The organism is Burkholderia sp. A2 (assembly GCF_001729305.1).
Lineage (GTDB): Bacteria > Pseudomonadota > Gammaproteobacteria > Burkholderiales > Burkholderiaceae > Burkholderia > Burkholderia sola.
This window is the reverse complement of record NZ_LZXX01000099.1, coordinates 1-15111: the sequence shown is the minus strand read 5'-3', so window position 1 is coordinate 15111 and position 15111 is coordinate 1. Positions and strand designations below refer to the sequence as shown.

Sequence of the window (15111 nt, the reverse complement as noted above, 5' to 3'; positions counted from 1 at the left end):
CGGTTACCCGTTCAGGGACCGCACCGGTTGCCCGTATCGTAGCGCAGCCCGCGCGACGCTGTCGGCACCGGCCTGCGACAATCGATCGCAGCCCGCATCTCAAAAACAAAAAGGGCCAAGCAATCGCTCGGCCCCTTTCAGATCCTGCTGCGTACCGGAAGCTTACTCGGCTTCTTGCACGTTTTCCGTTTCGTCGACTTCCGGACGGTCGAGCAGTTCGACCAGTGCCATCGGTGCGTTGTCGCCGACGCGGAAGCCGAACTTCAGCACGCGCAGGTAGCCGCCCGGACGGTTCGCGAAACGCGGACCGAGCACGTCGAACAGCTTCGCGACCGAGTCACGATCGCGCAGGCGGTTGAACGCCAGGCGACGGTTTGCCAGCGACGGCTTCTTGCCGAGCGTGATCAGCGGCTCGACGACCTTACGGAGTTCCTTCGCCTTCGGCAGCGTCGTCTTGATGACTTCGTGCTCGATCAGCGAGTTGGACATGTTACGGAGCATAGCCAGACGGTGGCTGCTCGTGCGGTTCAGTTTCCGCAGACCATGACGATGGCGCATTTCAGTTTCCTTGATTCAAAGTTTTGGTCCAGCTCTTCTATCGCGCCTCGGCGGGCGCACGGGCCGGTAACGAAAAAAAGCAAGATGCGGATTTTAAAGGAAAATCCGCATCTTTGCCAACTACAGCTATAGCCAGGCTACGACCGGGCTTACTTGTCGAGACCAGCCGGCGGCCAGTTCTCGAGCTTCATGCCCAGCGTGAGACCGCGCGAAGCGAGCACTTCCTTGATCTCGTTCAGCGACTTGCGACCGAGGTTCGGCGTCTTCAGCAGCTCGTTTTCCGTGCGCTGGATCAGATCGCCGATGTAGTAGATGTTCTCGGCCTTCAGGCAGTTCGCCGAACGAACCGTCAGCTCGAGATCGTCCACCGGACGCAGCAGGATCGGATCGATCTGCGGTGCACGCGACGGTGCCTCGGCTGCCGTTTCCGTACCTTCCAGCGCCGCGAACACGGACAGCTGGTCGACCAGGATGCGGGCCGACTGGCGGATCGCTTCTTCCGGCGTGATCACGCCGCTCGTCTCGATGTTCATCACGAGCTTGTCGAGGTCGGTACGCTGCTCGACCCGTGCGCTTTCAACCGCATAGCTCACGCGGCGAACCGGCGAGAACGATGCGTCGAGGACGATGCGGCCGATGATCTTGGCCGTGTCTTCGCCGTAGCGACGGACGTTGCCGGGCACATAGCCGCGACCCTTTTCGATCTTGATCTGAACGTCGAGCTTGCCGCCCTTCGACAGGTGCGCAATCACGTGATTCGGGTTGATGACTTCGCAATCGTGAGCCAGCTCGATATCGCCGGCCGTCACGACGCCTTCACCTTCCTTGCGCAGCGTAACCGTCACTTCGTCACGGTTATGCAGCTTGAACACCACGCCCTTCAGGTTCAGCAGCAGGTTGACGACGTCTTCCTGCACGCCATCCAGCGTCGAGTACTCGTGCACCACGCCCGCGATCGTGACTTCGGTCGGCGCGTAGCCCACCATCGACGACAGCAGCACGCGGCGAAGCGCATTGCCCAAGGTGTGGCCGTAACCGCGTTCGAACGGTTCCATGACCACCCTCGCGTGGTTCTCGCCCAGCGATTCCACGGCGATGATCTTGGGTTTCAGCAAACTGGTTTGCATGGGCTTTCCTTTTCAATACCCTCGGCTCGTTACACCGATAAGGCTGACCGGTAACAACCAGAAAATAAACAGCCGAGGCCCCTCCTTGCGCAACGCAATCGGGGTACCTCGGCCGTCAATCGGATTAACGCGAATACAATTCGACGATCAGGCTTTCGTTGATGTCGCCTGCGATTTCAGCGCGTTCCGGCATTTGCTTGAACGTGCCTTCGAACTTCTTCGCATCGACTGCAACCCAGCTCGGCATACCGCCTTGCTCGGCCAGCGACAGCGCTTCGACGATACGCGCCTGCTTCTTCGCCTTTTCGCGGATCGCGACGACGTCACCCGCCTTCACTTGCTGCGACGGGACGTTTGCGACGACGCCGTTCACGGTGATCGACTTGTGGCTCACCAGCTGACGCGCTTCAGCGCGGGTCGAGCCGAAGCCCATGCGATACACGACGTTGTCGAGGCGCGACTCGAGCAGTTGCAGCAGGTTTTCACCCGTGTTGCCCTTGCGGCGATCGGCTTCAGCGAAGTAGCGACGGAACTGACGTTCCAGCACGCCGTAGATACGCTTGACCTTCTGCTTTTCGCGCAGCTGCGTACCGTAGTCGGACGTACGTGCGCCCGAGGTACGGCCATGCTGACCCGGCTTGCTGTCGAGCTTGCACTTGTCGGCGAGCGAGCGGCGCGCGCTCTTCAGGAACAGGTCGGTGCCTTCACGGCGGGACAGCTTGGCTTTGGGGCCGATATAACGTGCCACTTTGCATTCCTTTATCAATCAGTCACGCGGATCGAAATCCGCGCTAGTCCGCTCCCTTTGGGGCGAACGGTGGGCTTAGTCAATCAAAAAAGCAACGCCCGTCGACGCTGAGCGGCGACAGGCAATGCGCTAGCACGAACGTGCCAGCACATCCTTAGATACGACGACGCTTCGGCGGGCGGCAGCCGTTGTGCGGAATCGGGGTGACGTCCGAAATCGCGGTGATCTTGATGCCGAGGCCGTGCAGTGCGCGCACTGCCGACTCGCGACCCGGGCCCGGGCCCTTGATCCGCACTTCCAGATTCTTCACGCCGTATTCCATCGCGACGCGGCCAGCCGACTCGGCTGCGACCTGAGCAGCGAACGGCGTCGATTTGCGCGAGCCCTTGAAGCCCTGACCGCCCGACGTCGCCCATGCCAGAGCGTTGCCTTGGCGATCGGTGATCGTGATGATCGTGTTGTTGAACGACGCGTGAACGTGAACCACGCCTTCAGCGACGTTCTTCTTAACCTTCTTGCGAACGCGTTGCGCCGCGGTGTTCGAAGCCTTAGCCATTACGTTTTCCTGTAACTGTCAGTTCCGCTTACTTCTTCAGCGCTTGCGCTGCACGACGCGGACCCTTGCGGGTACGTGCGTTCGTACGCGTACGCTGACCGCGCATCGGCAGGCCCTTGCGATGACGGACGCCACGGTAGCAACCGAGGTCCATCAGGCGCTTGATGTTCATCGTCACTTCACGGCGCAGATCGCCTTCGACGACAAACTTGCCCACTTCTTCACGCAGCTTTTCCAGGTCTGCGTCGGTCAGATCCTTGACCTTCTTCGAAAAATCGACGCCAGCTGCCACGCAGATGCTGCGCGAACGGGTGCGGCCGACACCAAAGATAGCCGTCAGGCCGATCTCGGTGTGCTGGTGATTCGGGATGTTAACCCCTGCGATACGAGCCATTGTTTTTCCTCAAACAAAAAGCGCAAACAAACGCGCGGTCAGCCTTGGCGCTGCTTGTGGCGCGGATCCGAGCTGCAGATCACGCGAACGACGCCTTTGCGCTTGATGATCTTGCAATTGCGGCAAATGCGCTTAACCGATGCCATCACTTTCATGATAATACCCTTTTTTCAAATCACTTCGCCCGGAACACGATCCGCGCACGAGACAGATCGTAAGGCGTCAACTCAACCGTCACCTTGTCGCCGGGCAGAATGCGGATGTAGTGCATCCGCATCTTTCCGGAAATATGCCCCAACACGACATGGCCGTTTTCCAGCTTCACACGGAAGGTCGCATTCGGGAGGTTTTCAATCACCTCACCCTGCATCTGGATTACATCGTCTTTGGCCATAGTCCTTTCAACGCATCGGGATGTTGCCGCCCTTGAAGTTTGCCTTCTTGAGCAGTGACTCATACTGTTGCGACATAACGTACGACTGCACCTGCGCCATAAAGTCCATCGTGACGACGACAATGATCAGCAGCGACGTTCCACCAAAATAAAACGGCACGTTCCAGCGCAGCACCAGGAATTCCGGCAGCAGACACACGAAGACGATGTAGATCGCACCGGCCAGCGTCAGACGCGTGAGGATGCGGTCGATATATCGTGCGGTCTGATCGCCCGGACGGATGCCCGGAACAAACGCCCCGCTCTTCTTCAGGTTGTCTGCGGTCTCCCTGCTGTTGAACACCAGTGCGGTGTAGAAGAAGCAGAAAAACACGATTGCCAGCGTGTACAGCAGCACATAGACCGGCTGGCCCGGCTTCAGCGCTTCCGCAACGTTATGCAACGTATTGGAAATCCAGCTTCCCGTCGGCTGACCGGTACTGAACCAGCCGAGAATCGTTGCCGGGAACAGAATGATCGACGATGCAAAGATCGGCGGAATCACGCCCGACATGTTCAGCTTCAGCGGCAGATGCGACGACTGCCCGCCGTAGATCTTGTTGCCGACCTGGCGCTTCGCGTAGTTCACGAGGATCTTGCGCTGACCGCGTTCGATGAACACGACCAGGTAAGTCACCGCGGCGATCAGAACGACGATGATGATCGCCGAAATGATGCTCATCGAACCCGTACGCACCAGCTCGAACAACCCACCCACGGCATTCGGGAACCCTGCTGCGATCCCGCCGAAGATGATGATCGAGATACCGTTGCCCAGACCACGCTCGGTAATCTGCTCGCCGAGCCACATCAGGAACATCGTGCCGGTCACCAGCGTCACGACCGTCGTCAGACGGAACAGCGTGCCGGGATCGGTGACGAGGCCCGGCTGGTTTTCCAGCGCGGCCGCGATACCGAATGCCTGGAAGGTCGCGAGCACCACGGTGAAATACCGCGTGTACTGCGTGATCTTCCGTTGCCCTGCCTGCCCTTCCTTCTTCAGCGCCTCGAGCTGCGGCGAAACGATCGCCAGCAACTGCATGATGATCGACGCCGAGATGTACGGCATGATCCCCAGCGCAAAGATCGTGAAGCGGGAAAGTGCGCCACCCGAGAACATGTTGAACATGCCCAGGATGCCGCCCGCCTGGCTCTGGAACAGCTTGGCCAGTTGATCCGGATCGATGCCCGGCACGGGAATGTGCGCGCCGATGCGATAGACGATCAGCGCCAGGAGCAGGAACATCGCTCGCCGGCGCAGATCGCCGAATTTCGCCGTGCTTCGACCGGGTTTTGCAAGACTCGGGCTGTTAGCCAAGTACCTTCTCCGATGAATGCAAGTGACGACGCGCTACGCGTGTCACTCGGCGAACGAACCGCCAGCCGCTTCGATCGCAGCGCGCGCACCCTTGGTGGCACCGAGACCCTTCACGACGATCTTGCGCTTCAGTTCGCCCGTCGCGATGATCTTTGCGCTCTTCGTCAGCTCGCCGACCAGGCCGGCTTGCTTCAGTGCGAGCAGATCGATCTCGTCGACCGGCAGCTTCTCGAGGTCGCCCAGACGCACTTCACCGACGAATTCCTTCGTCAGCGACGTGAAGCCGCGCTTCGGCAGACGACGTTGCAGCGGCATCTGACCGCCTTCGAAACCGACTTTGTGGAAGCCGCCCGAACGCGATTTCTGACCCTTGTGACCACGGCCAGCCGTCTTGCCGAGGCCCGAACCGATGCCACGACCGACGCGACGCTTGGCGTGCTTGGCGCCAGCTGCCGGCTTCAGGTTATTCAATTCCATATCAACTCCTTGATCCGTAGGGCCGCTTACGCGATGACCTTAACGAGGTACGAGACCTTGTTGATCATGCCGCGGACCGCCGGCGTGTCCTGCAGCTCGCTAACCGAGTTGAGTCGGCGCAGGCCCAGGCCACGCACGGTCGCGCGGTGCGATTCGCGGGTCCCGATCAGGCTCTTCACGAGCTGAACCTTGACAGTTTTTTCAGACATGGTGACCACCCGGGCTTAGCCCAAAATATCTTCGACGGACTTGCCGCGCTTCGCCGCGATGTCTGCCGGGGTCGACTGCTTGCGCAGGCCGTCCAGCGTGGCGCGAACGAGGTTGTACGGGTTCGTCGAACCGTGGCTCTTCGCCACGACGTTCTGAACGCCCATCACGTCGAACACTGCGCGCATCGGGCCGCCGGCGATCACGCCCGTACCTGCCTTCGCCGGAGCGAGGAGGACAGCGGATGCGCCGTGCTTGCCGTGCACTTCGTGCTGCAGCGTGCCGTTCTTGAGCGGCACCTTGAACATGTTGCGGCGAGCTTGTTCCATTGCCTTCTGGACAGCGACCGGCACTTCCTTCGCCTTGCCCTTGCCCATACCGATGCGGCCATCACCGTCGCCAACCACGGTCAGTGCGGCGAAGCCGAGAATACGGCCACCCTTCACGACCTTGGTCACGCGATTGACCGAAATCATCTTTTCGCGAAGGCCGTCGTCGCGCTCGTCAGCCTGAACTTTCGCTTGCATCTTTGCCATGACGAATTCCTTCCTTAGAACTTGAGCCCAGCTTCGCGAGCTGCCTCAGCCAGCGCCTTGACGCGGCCGTGGTAGCGGAAGCCCGAGCGGTCGAAGGCGACGGATTCGATGCCGGCAGCCTTTGCCTTTTCGGCAATACGCTTGCCGATCAGCGTCGCGGCATTGACGTTGCCGCCCTTGCCCGACTTGTCGGCCAGTTCTGCGCGCACTTCTGCCTCGAGCGTCGATGCGCTGGCGAGCACCTTGGTGCCGCAGGGCGAGAACACTTGAGCGTAGATGTGCGTGTTCGTGCGATGCACGGCGAGACGCGCGACCTGCAGCTCAGCGATCTTGATACGCGTCTGGCGAGCGCGGCGCAGGCGAGATTGAGTCTTATCCATGATTGCGCACCCTTACTTCTTCTTCGTTTCTTTGAGGATCACAACCTCGTCGGCATAACGCACGCCCTTGCCCTTGTAGGGCTCCGGCGGACGGTAACCGCGGACTTCCGCAGCCACTTGACCGACTTGTTGCTTGTTGATCCCCTTGATCACGATTTCGGTTTGCGTCGGGGTTTCAGCCTTGACGCCTTCCGGCATCTGGTGCACCACCGGGTGCGAGAAACCCAGCGACAGGTTCAGCTTGTCGCCTTGCGCTTGCGCACGGTAACCGACGCCAACCAGCGTCAGCTTGCGCTCGAAACCCTTGGTCACGCCGTGCACGGCATTCGCGATGATCGCGCGCATCGTGCCCGACAGTGCATTTGCTTCGCGGCTTTCGTCGACCGGCGACAGATTCAGCGTGCCGTCGTTGTTCGCCACGTTCACGAGCGGATTGATCGCTTGCGTGATGGTGCCCAGCGGGCCCTTGACGGTGATCGCACCGTCGGCCAGCTTGACTTCCGCGCCTTGCAGCGCGATCGGGCTCTTACCTACTCGAGACATGTTTCTCTCTCCTCGGCTTTAAGCGACGTAGCAGATGACTTCGCCGCCGACGCCGGTAGCGCGCGCCTTGCGGTCGGTCATCACGCCCTTCGGCGTCGACACGATTGCCACACCGAGGCCATTCATGACCTGCGGAATGTCGTTGCGGCCGCGGTACACGCGCAGACCAGGCTTCGACACGCGCTCGAGGCGTTCGATGACCGGGCGACCTGCGTAGTACTTCAGCGCGATATTCAGTTCGGACTTCGCACCTTCCGCCTTCACGGCGAAATCGTCGATATAGCCTTCGTCCTTCAGGACTTGCGCGATTGCAACCTTGACCTTCGACGAGGGCATCGCGACCGATACCTTCTCGACCATCTGCGCGTTGCGGATGCGAGTCAGCATATCGGCGATAGGATCACTCATGCTCATTTACGTTTCTCCTATTACCAGCTCGCCTTGGTCAGGCCAGGAATCTCGCCACGGAATGCGATTTCACGAATCTTGTTACGCGCGAGGCCGAATTTACGGAACGTGCCACGCGGACGGCCCGTGATCGCGCAGCGATTACGCTGGCGGGTCGGGTTTGCGTTGCGGGGCAGTTGCTGCAGCTCCAGGCGTGCTTCGTAGCGCTCTTCTTCCGACTTGCTTTGGTCTTCGACGATCGCCTTCAGCGCTTCACGCTTTGCTGCGAACTTCGCGACCAGGCGGGCGCGCTTCTTTTCACGTTCGATCAGTGCCAGTTTAGCCACGGTAACCTCAGTTTCTGAACGGGAACTTGAAGCTGGCGAGCAGAGCCTTTGCTTCGTCGTCGGTCTTCGCAGTCGTCGTGATGCTGATGTTCAGCCCACGCAGTGCGTCGATCTTGTCGTAATCGATTTCGGGGAAAATGATCTGCTCTTTCACACCGATGTTGTAGTTGCCACGGCCATCGAAAGCACGACCCGACACACCGCGGAAGTCACGCACGCGGGGCAGGGCAACCGTCACGAAACGGTCGAGGAATTCGTACATCGCCTGGCCACGCAGCGTCACCATCGCGCCGATCGGGTAACCCTGGCGGATCTTGAAGCCTGCGATTGCCTTGCGAGCCTTCGTGACGACCGGCTTCTGGCCGGCGATCTTCGTGAGGTCGCCAACGGCGTTCTCGATGATCTTCTTGTCAGCGATCGCTTCGCCAAGACCCATGTTCAGCGTGATCTTGGTGATGCGCGGCACTTCCATGACCGACTTGTAACCGAACTTCTCGATCAGGCCGGGCACAACCTTTTCTTTGTAAAACTCTTGAAAACGAGCCATTTTTTACTCCGCTGCGTCAGGCGCTCAGTACGGCACCGGTCGTCTTCAGGAAGCGAACCTTCTTGCCTTCCTCGACCTTGATGCCAACACGCGACGCCTTGCCATTCGCGTCGACCAGTGCGACGTTCGAAATATGCAGGGGCATCGTCTTCGCTTCCACGCCGCCCGTCGTACCCTTCATCGGGTTCGGCTTCACATGCTTCTTGACGAGGTTGATACCTTCAACCGTCACATGTTCAGCACCGACAGCCAGCACGACGCCGCGCTTGCCCTTGTCCTTGCCAGTGACGACGATGACTTCGTCACCTTTGCGAATCTTGTTCATCGCGACTCCTTACAGCACTTCCGGCGCCAGCGAAACGATCTTCATGAATCGTTCGCTACGCAGCTCACGCGTCACCGGCCCGAAGATACGGGTGCCGATCGGCTCGAGCTTGTTATTCAAAAGCACAGCGGCGTTGCCGTCGAACTTGATCAGCGAGCCGTCTTGACGGCGCACGCCCTTGGCGGTGCGAACCACCACGGCGTTGTAAATTTCGCCTTTCTTCACGCGCCCGCGCGGCGTTGCCTCTTTGACGCTCACCTTGATGATGTCGCCAATGCCGGCATAACGACGCTTCGAGCCGCCGAGCACCTTGATGCACAGGACTTCACGTGCACCCGTGTTGTCGGCTACTTCGAGCCGAGATTCGGTCTGGATCATGGTTTGTCTTTCCCAACTTAATCCGGATGCACCACCATGATGCATTCGGTCAGTCTTGGTCCCGTCAGCCAATCGGCTGCTTGGGTTGGAACAGCAGCGACGGCAAACGAAACCCGCCATCGCAATTCGGTGAATCTTTCGGACAGGCAGGCGCCAGTCCGCTTCCCCCACCAACTTCGCCCGCGACGGGGCTCCCATAAAGAGGGAAGACCAGGATTATAACAAATAATCCTGGTCCCGCAAGCAAAAACTTTGCGATTTCAAGCACTTCGTGGAGAAGTGCCTGTTACTGCCTACTGCGCTGTCCGCTTAGATGACGCGAGCAGCTTCGACGAGGCGCGACACCGTCCAGGCCTTCGTCTTCGAAACAGGACGCGTTTCCTGGATTTCGACGAGATCGCCTTCGTTGTAGGTGTTCGCTTCATCGTGCGCGTGGTACTTCTTCGAGCGCACGACATACTTGCCGTAGATCGGGTGCTTGACGCGGTGCTCGATCAGCACGGTGACGGTCTTGTCCATCTTGTTGCTGACGACCCGACCGACCAGCGTCCGCTTCAGCGAGGTTTTCACGCTATCGTTCATTTCTGGTTCGCCTTCTGAGTCATGACGGTCCGCACACGTGCGATGTCGCGACGAACCTTCTTCAGCTGGCTCGTGTTCGTGAGCTGCTGGGTCGCGAGTTGCATGCGCAGGCCGAATTGCGCCTTCAGCAGGTCCGCCAGCTCCTTGTTGAGCGCGGCCTGGTCTTTCTGGAGAAGTTCGGAAGCCTTCATGTTTTCTCCTTAGGCGCCGAGCTGGCGCACGATGAATGCCGTCTTCAGCGGCAGCTTGGCTGCGGCCAGACGGAACGCTTCGCGTGCCAGTTCTTCGGTTACGCCGTCCATTTCATAGAGCATCTTGCCCGGCTGAATCTCGGCGACGTAGTACTCCGGGTTACCCTTACCGTTACCCATACGCACTTCGGCCGGCTTCTGCGAAATCGGCTTGTCCGGGAAGATCCGGATCCAGATGCGGCCGCCACGCTTGATGTGACGCGTCATTGCACGACGCGCCGCTTCAATCTGACGTGCGGTCAAACGACCGCGACCGATCGCCTTCAGGCCGAATTCACCGAACGACACTGCGTTGCCGCGCGTCGCCTTGCCGGTATTACGACCCTTCTGCTCTTTACGATACTTTCTGCGTTTCGGTTGCAGCATCGTTATTCTCCAGTCTTGCCGTCTTCGGGCTTGCCGGCGCCGCGGCGCGGTGCGCCACGACGAGCACCCGGAGCGCCGCCTTCGCCGTCACGGCGCGGACGACGGTCGCCCGGACGCGCATTGCGACGCGGACGCTTGTCTTCGGCTACTTCTTCCACCACCGGTGCGTCGTTGCGGCCGAGCGTATCGCCCTTGTAGACCCACACCTTGACGCCGATGATCCCGTAAGTCGTCTTCGCTTCCGAAGTCGCGTAGTCGATATCAGCACGCAGCGTGTGAAGCGGCACGCGACCTTCGCGATACCACTCCGTACGAGCGATTTCGATACCGTTCAGACGGCCCGCGCTCATGATCTTGATGCCTTGGGCACCCAGACGCATCGCGTTCTGCATCGCACGCTTCATCGCGCGACGGAACATGATCCGGCGCTCGAGCTGTTGCGTGATCGAGTCAGCGATCAGCTGAGCATCGGTTTCCGGCTTGCGGATTTCTTCGATGTTGACGTGAACCGGCACGCCCATGCGGCGTTGCAGTTCCGTCTTCAGCTGTTCGATATCCTCGCCCTTCTTGCCGATGACCACGCCCGGACGCGAGCTGTAAATCGTGATGCGCGCGTTCTTCGCCGGACGCTCGATGACGACCCGACCGACCGAAGCGTTCTTCAGCTTCTTCTTCAGGTATTCACGAACACCGATGTCTTCCTGCAGCATCGCCGCGAAATTGTTGTTGTTCGCGTACCAACGCGAAGCCCAATTGCGGCTGACAGCCAGGCGGAAGCCAGTCGGATGAATTTTCTGTCCCATCGTATGGCTCCTTAATTCCCGACCGTCACAGTGATGTGACAGGATTGCTTCTCGATGCGGTTACCGCGGCCCTTGGCGCGCGCGGTGAAACGCTTGAGCGATGCAGCCTTGTCGACGTAGATGCTCTTGATCTTGAGCTCGTCGATATCAGCGCCTTCGTTGTGCTCCGCATTCGCGATTGCCGACAGCACAACCTTCTTCACGATGCCAGCCGCCTTCTTCGGCGAGAACGTCAGAACGTTCAGCGCCTTGTCGACCGGCAAACCGCGGATCTGGTCAGCCACAAGGCGCGTTTTCTGCGCCGAGATGCGGGCACCGCGATGAATTGCTTTCACTTCCATCTTGATTGCCCCTTATTTCTTGGCCTTCTTGTCGGCTGCGTGACCCTTGAACGTACGGGTCAGTGCGAACTCGCCAAGCTTGTGGCCGACCATGTTTTCCGAGATGTACACCGGAACGTGTTGACGGCCGTTGTGAACAGCGATCGTCAGGCCGATGAAATCCGGCAGAATCGTCGAGCGACGCGACCAGGTCTTGATCGGCTTTTTGTCGCGCGAAGCTGCAGCCGCCTCAACTTTCTTCAGCAAATGGGCGTCGCAGAACGGACCTTTTTTAACAGAACGTGCCATTGCCTACTCCTTAACGCTTGTGACGGCGCTGGACGATCATCGTCGTCGTGCGCTTGTTGCTGCGGGTGCGGTAACCCTTAGCCGGCGTACCCCACGGGCTCACCGGGTCGCGACCTGCAGCCGTCTTGCCCTCACCACCACCGTGCGGGTGATCGACCGGGTTCATCGCAACGCCACGCACCGTCGGACGGATACCGCGCCAGCGGTTCGCGCCGGCCTTGCCGATCTGGCGCAGGCTGTGCTCTTCGTTACCGACTTCACCAATCGTTGCACGGCACTCGATGTGCACGCGGCGGATTTCGCCCGAACGCAGACGAACCTGCGCGTAGACGCCTTCACGTGCCAGCAGCATGGCCGACGTGCCAGCCGAACGCGCCATTTGCGCGCCCTTGCCCGGCAGCATCTCGATGCAGTGGATCGTCGTACCGACCGGAATGTTGCGGATCGGCAGCGTGTTGCCTGCGCGGATCGGCGCTTCCGAACCCGACATCAGCTGTTGGCCGACGGTCAGGCCCTTCGGGGCGATGATGTAGCGACGCTCGCCGTCTGCGTAGAGCACCAGCGCGATGTTCGCGCTGCGGTTCGGGTCGTACTCGAGACGTTCGACCTTTGCCGGGATGCCATCCTTCGTGCGACGGAAATCGACGATACGGTAGTGCTGCTTGTGACCACCACCCTTGTGACGCGTGGTGATACGACCGTTGTTGTTACGGCCGGCGGTCGAGCTCTGCGAGTCGAGCAGCGCCGCGAACGGCTTGCCCTGGTGCAGGTTCTTGTTGACCACCTTGACCATCGCGCGGCGACCCGGCGATGTCGGCTTAACTTTAACGATTGCCATGATTACTTGGCCTCCGCTTCAAAGTTGATTTCCTGGCCGGGCTTCAGGCAGACGTACGCCTTCTTCACGTCCTTGCGGCGGCCCATCGAACGGCCGAAGCGCTTTTGCTTGCCCTTCTGAACCAGCACGTTGACCGAATCAACTTCAACCTTGAACAGCAGCTCGACAGCCGCCTTCACTTCCTGCTTCGTGGCATCCGGTGCGACTTCGAACACGACTTGCTCGTTCTTGTCGGCAACCAGCGTCGCCTTTTCCGAGATCACCGGTGCGAGCAGGACCTGCATCAAACGATGATCGTTCTTGCGAATCTCGCTCATGACAGCAACTCCTCGATCTGGGCGACCGCAGCCTTCGTGACCAGCACTTTCTTGAAGTAGATCAGCGACAGCGGGTCAGCGTAGCGCGGCTCGACAATCGCCACGTGCGGCAGGTTGCGCGAAGCCAGGTACAGGTTCTCGTCGACCGTGTCCGTGATGATCAGAACGGAGTCGAGACCCATGGTCTTGAATTTGTCGGCCAGCAGCTTGGTCTTCGGCGCTTCGAGGATGATGTCCTCGACGACCGACAGACGGCCTTCACGGGCCAGCTGCGAGAAGATCGAGCAGAGACCTGCGCGATGCATCTTCTTGTTGACCTTGTGCGAGAAGTTTTCTTCCGGCGAATTCGGGAAGATACGACCACCGCCACGCCACAGCGGGCTCGACGACATACCGGCACGAGCGCGGCCCGTACCCTTCTGGCGCCACGGCTTCTTGGTCGTGTGCTTGACTTGCTCACGGTCCTTCTGTGCGCGGTTACCCTGGCGAGCATTCGCCTGGTAAGCGACGACGACCTGGTGGATCAGCGCTTCGTTGTAGTCACGACCGAACACGACGTCCGATGCGTTGACCACTGCACCTTCCTGACCATTTTCGTTCAGGAGCTTGAGTTCCATTATTTCGCCCCCTTGGTCTTGACGGCCGGCGTCACGAAGACCTTGCCGCCCTTCGCGCCCGGAATCGCACCCTTCACGAGCAGCAGCTTGCGCTCTGCGTCGATACGAGCGATTTCGAGGTTCTGCACCGTCACCGTCACGTCACCCATGTGACCCGTCATGCGTTTACCCGGGAAAACACGACCCGGATCCTGCGCCATACCGATCGAGCCCGGCACGTTGTGCGAGCGCGAGTTACCATGCGTAGCACGGCCGGAGGAGAAGTTGTAACGCTTGATCGTACCGGCGTAGCCCTTACCGATCGACACGCCTTGCACGTCGACCTTCTGGCCCACTTCGAAAAGATCTGCACCGACCACGGCGCCATTCGACAGCTCGGCTGCCTTGGCCGCGTCAATGCGGAATTCCTTGAGGATTTCACCGGCTTCGACACCGGCTTTGGCGAGATGACCTGCCAGCGGCTTCGTCACGCGCGATGCGCGGCGGGAGCCGAATGCAACCTGCACGGCCGTGTAGCCGTCGGTTTCAACAGTCTTGATCTGCGTCACGCGGTTGTCCGACACGTCCAGCACGGTGACGGGAATCGAATCCCCTTCAGCCGTGAAGATACGGGTCATGCCAACCTTGCGACCTACGAGTCCAAGGCTCATCATTTTCTCCATTCCCGACTGCGATTGGTCGGGGCTGATTTACAAAATGCCGGGCACGCAAGGCCCAACTTTTTTACGCGAATACGCGAAAAGCCAAGCATTATAGCCCGACTTCTCGATTTCCGCAAGCAATACAAAGACTTAGCGCCGCCCGGCATGCCGATCGGCGCTGGAAGCCTTACTGCAGCTTGATTTCCACGTCGACGCCAGCCGGCAGGTCGAGCTTCATCAGCGCGTCAACGGTCTTGTCCGTCGGGTCGACGATGTCCATCAGGCGCTGGTGGGTGCGGATTTCGAGCTGATCGCGCGACGTCTTGTTGACGTGCGGCGAACGCAGGATGTCAAAACGCTGAATGCGCGTCGGCAGCGGCACCGGGCCACGGACGATTGCGCCAGTCCGCTTCGCGGTATCGACGATTTCGGCAGCCGATTGATCGATCAGACGATAGTCGAAAGCCTTCAGGCGAATGCGGATTTTCTGTTGCTGCATGACAATTCCTTGAAAAGAGCGAGGCGATGTTGCATCGCCGGACACTAAAAGAACGTGAAACATGACGCCAGCGGGGAGCGAAGCATCAGGTTCCGGACAGTACTTCCATTGCTAAGCCCGCGATTCTACACGAAAATTCGCGGCGGTGGGCGTTTGTCAATAGCGCGATTCGCACACCACAAAGAAAAACCGGGCGCCAGATCGAACTGGGCACCCGGTTTCTACGGTACACCGCGGCTTACCGTGGAATCGCGGACCCCGAAGGGATCCGCGGATCGTCGATATTACTTACTCGATGATCTTGGCG

General features: G+C 59.8%; 29 protein-coding genes. All 29 read right to left on the bottom strand.

Features of this window, described 5'->3' with window-relative positions; translation table 11 throughout:
* Positions 1-162: 162 nt before the first annotated feature.
* The 29 genes from rplQ to rpsJ all read right to left on the bottom strand — a co-directional run bounded on the left by rplQ (position 163) and on the right by rpsJ (position 14804).
* On the bottom strand, positions 163-558 hold the full coding sequence (gene rplQ / locus A9Z05_RS18590; protein ID WP_006477175.1) for a 50S ribosomal protein L17: 396 nt from the start codon (positions 556-558) through the stop codon (positions 163-165).
* Positions 559-707: 149 nt separating this feature from the next.
* Positions 708-1685, bottom strand: coding sequence for a DNA-directed RNA polymerase subunit alpha (gene rpoA / locus A9Z05_RS18585; RefSeq protein WP_006477176.1), 978 nt, complete (start codon positions 1683-1685; stop codon positions 708-710).
* A 124-nt stretch (positions 1686-1809) separates the two neighbouring features.
* Positions 1810-2433 carry a 30S ribosomal protein S4 gene (gene rpsD / locus A9Z05_RS18580; protein ID WP_006477177.1) on the bottom strand — a complete coding sequence of 208 codons (624 nt, stop codon included), beginning with the start codon at positions 2431-2433 and terminating at the stop codon, positions 1810-1812.
* A gap of 154 nt (positions 2434-2587) precedes the next feature.
* Positions 2588-2989, bottom strand: coding sequence for a 30S ribosomal protein S11 (gene rpsK / locus A9Z05_RS18575; protein ID WP_004197937.1), 402 nt, complete (start codon positions 2987-2989; stop codon positions 2588-2590).
* A 28-nt stretch (positions 2990-3017) separates the two neighbouring features.
* Positions 3018-3383, bottom strand: a complete 366-nt coding sequence (rpsM, locus tag A9Z05_RS18570) for a 30S ribosomal protein S13 (protein WP_006477178.1) — start codon at positions 3381-3383, stop codon at positions 3018-3020.
* A 38-nt stretch (positions 3384-3421) separates the two neighbouring features.
* Positions 3422-3538: a 50S ribosomal protein L36 gene (gene rpmJ, locus A9Z05_RS18565; protein WP_004199844.1), complete on the bottom strand. Its 117-nt coding sequence runs from the start codon at positions 3536-3538 to the stop codon at positions 3422-3424.
* 20 nt (positions 3539-3558) lie between these two features.
* Positions 3559-3777 carry a translation initiation factor IF-1 gene (infA, locus tag A9Z05_RS18560; RefSeq protein ID WP_004521905.1) on the bottom strand — a complete coding sequence of 73 codons (219 nt, stop codon included), beginning with the start codon at positions 3775-3777 and terminating at the stop codon, positions 3559-3561.
* 7 nt (positions 3778-3784) lie between these two features.
* Positions 3785-5134 carry a preprotein translocase subunit SecY gene (gene secY / locus A9Z05_RS18555; RefSeq protein WP_050013167.1) on the bottom strand — a complete coding sequence of 450 codons (1350 nt, stop codon included), beginning with the start codon at positions 5132-5134 and terminating at the stop codon, positions 3785-3787.
* Between the two features lie 42 nt (positions 5135-5176).
* Positions 5177-5611 (bottom strand): 50S ribosomal protein L15, encoded by a 435-nt coding sequence (gene rplO, locus A9Z05_RS18550; protein ID WP_006482880.1) that lies wholly within the window; start codon positions 5609-5611, stop codon positions 5177-5179.
* Between the two features lie 26 nt (positions 5612-5637).
* On the bottom strand, positions 5638-5820 hold the full coding sequence (gene rpmD / locus A9Z05_RS18545; RefSeq protein ID WP_006400644.1) for a 50S ribosomal protein L30: 183 nt from the start codon (positions 5818-5820) through the stop codon (positions 5638-5640).
* A gap of 15 nt (positions 5821-5835) precedes the next feature.
* Complete coding sequence (gene rpsE, locus A9Z05_RS18540) at positions 5836-6354, bottom strand: 30S ribosomal protein S5 (protein WP_006752931.1); 519 nt, start codon at positions 6352-6354, stop codon at positions 5836-5838.
* 14 nt (positions 6355-6368) lie between these two features.
* The gene (rplR, locus tag A9Z05_RS18535) at positions 6369-6734 is read right to left on the bottom strand and encodes a 50S ribosomal protein L18 (RefSeq protein WP_006477183.1); all 366 of its coding nucleotides are present in this window, start codon (positions 6732-6734) and stop codon (positions 6369-6371) included.
* 12 nt (positions 6735-6746) lie between these two features.
* Positions 6747-7277: a 50S ribosomal protein L6 gene (gene rplF, locus A9Z05_RS18530; RefSeq protein ID WP_006477184.1), complete on the bottom strand. Its 531-nt coding sequence runs from the start codon at positions 7275-7277 to the stop codon at positions 6747-6749.
* An 18-nt stretch (positions 7278-7295) separates the two neighbouring features.
* Positions 7296-7691: a 30S ribosomal protein S8 gene (gene rpsH, locus A9Z05_RS18525; RefSeq protein WP_006477185.1), complete on the bottom strand. Its 396-nt coding sequence runs from the start codon at positions 7689-7691 to the stop codon at positions 7296-7298.
* Positions 7692-7705: 14 nt separating this feature from the next.
* The gene (rpsN, locus tag A9Z05_RS18520; RefSeq protein WP_006482884.1) at positions 7706-8011 is read right to left on the bottom strand and encodes a 30S ribosomal protein S14; all 306 of its coding nucleotides are present in this window, start codon (positions 8009-8011) and stop codon (positions 7706-7708) included.
* 7 nt (positions 8012-8018) lie between these two features.
* Positions 8019-8558, bottom strand: coding sequence for a 50S ribosomal protein L5 (gene rplE / locus A9Z05_RS18515; protein WP_006477186.1), 540 nt, complete (start codon positions 8556-8558; stop codon positions 8019-8021).
* Positions 8559-8574: 16 nt separating this feature from the next.
* Positions 8575-8883: a 50S ribosomal protein L24 gene (gene rplX, locus A9Z05_RS18510; protein WP_006477187.1), complete on the bottom strand. Its 309-nt coding sequence runs from the start codon at positions 8881-8883 to the stop codon at positions 8575-8577.
* Positions 8884-8892: 9 nt separating this feature from the next.
* The gene (rplN, locus tag A9Z05_RS18505; protein ID WP_006482918.1) at positions 8893-9261 is read right to left on the bottom strand and encodes a 50S ribosomal protein L14; all 369 of its coding nucleotides are present in this window, start codon (positions 9259-9261) and stop codon (positions 8893-8895) included.
* 309 nt (positions 9262-9570) lie between these two features.
* Positions 9571-9843 carry a 30S ribosomal protein S17 gene (gene rpsQ, locus A9Z05_RS18500; RefSeq protein ID WP_006477189.1) on the bottom strand — a complete coding sequence of 91 codons (273 nt, stop codon included), beginning with the start codon at positions 9841-9843 and terminating at the stop codon, positions 9571-9573.
* A complete protein-coding gene (gene rpmC, locus A9Z05_RS18495; protein WP_006400652.1) occupies positions 9840-10034 on the bottom strand; it encodes a 50S ribosomal protein L29 in 195 nt (64 codons plus the stop codon). The genes rpsQ and rpmC overlap by 4 nt, the downstream gene beginning before the upstream one ends.
* A 9-nt stretch (positions 10035-10043) precedes the next feature.
* Positions 10044-10460 (bottom strand): 50S ribosomal protein L16, encoded by a 417-nt coding sequence (rplP, locus tag A9Z05_RS18490; RefSeq protein WP_006482873.1) that lies wholly within the window; start codon positions 10458-10460, stop codon positions 10044-10046.
* A gap of 2 nt (positions 10461-10462) precedes the next feature.
* Positions 10463-11263: a 30S ribosomal protein S3 gene (gene rpsC / locus A9Z05_RS18485; RefSeq protein WP_006482899.1), complete on the bottom strand. Its 801-nt coding sequence runs from the start codon at positions 11261-11263 to the stop codon at positions 10463-10465.
* Positions 11264-11274: 11 nt separating this feature from the next.
* A complete protein-coding gene (gene rplV, locus A9Z05_RS18480; RefSeq protein WP_004199272.1) occupies positions 11275-11604 on the bottom strand; it encodes a 50S ribosomal protein L22 in 330 nt (109 codons plus the stop codon).
* A gap of 12 nt (positions 11605-11616) precedes the next feature.
* A complete protein-coding gene (gene rpsS / locus A9Z05_RS18475) occupies positions 11617-11892 on the bottom strand; it encodes a 30S ribosomal protein S19 (protein WP_004199273.1) in 276 nt (91 codons plus the stop codon).
* Between the two features lie 10 nt (positions 11893-11902).
* Complete coding sequence (gene rplB / locus A9Z05_RS18470) at positions 11903-12730, bottom strand: 50S ribosomal protein L2 (protein WP_006482900.1); 828 nt, start codon at positions 12728-12730, stop codon at positions 11903-11905.
* A gap of 2 nt (positions 12731-12732) precedes the next feature.
* A complete protein-coding gene (rplW, locus tag A9Z05_RS18465) occupies positions 12733-13047 on the bottom strand; it encodes a 50S ribosomal protein L23 (RefSeq protein ID WP_004199275.1) in 315 nt (104 codons plus the stop codon).
* Complete coding sequence (gene rplD / locus A9Z05_RS18460; protein WP_006477192.1) at positions 13044-13664, bottom strand: 50S ribosomal protein L4; 621 nt, start codon at positions 13662-13664, stop codon at positions 13044-13046. Before rplD ends, rplW begins: the two co-directional genes overlap by 4 nt.
* Positions 13664-14314 carry a 50S ribosomal protein L3 gene (gene rplC, locus A9Z05_RS18455; RefSeq protein ID WP_006482922.1) on the bottom strand — a complete coding sequence of 217 codons (651 nt, stop codon included), beginning with the start codon at positions 14312-14314 and terminating at the stop codon, positions 13664-13666. Before rplC ends, rplD begins: the two co-directional genes overlap by 1 nt.
* A gap of 178 nt (positions 14315-14492) precedes the next feature.
* Positions 14493-14804 carry a 30S ribosomal protein S10 gene (gene rpsJ, locus A9Z05_RS18450; protein ID WP_004199280.1) on the bottom strand — a complete coding sequence of 104 codons (312 nt, stop codon included), beginning with the start codon at positions 14802-14804 and terminating at the stop codon, positions 14493-14495.
* Positions 14805-15111: the final 307 nt, after the last annotated feature.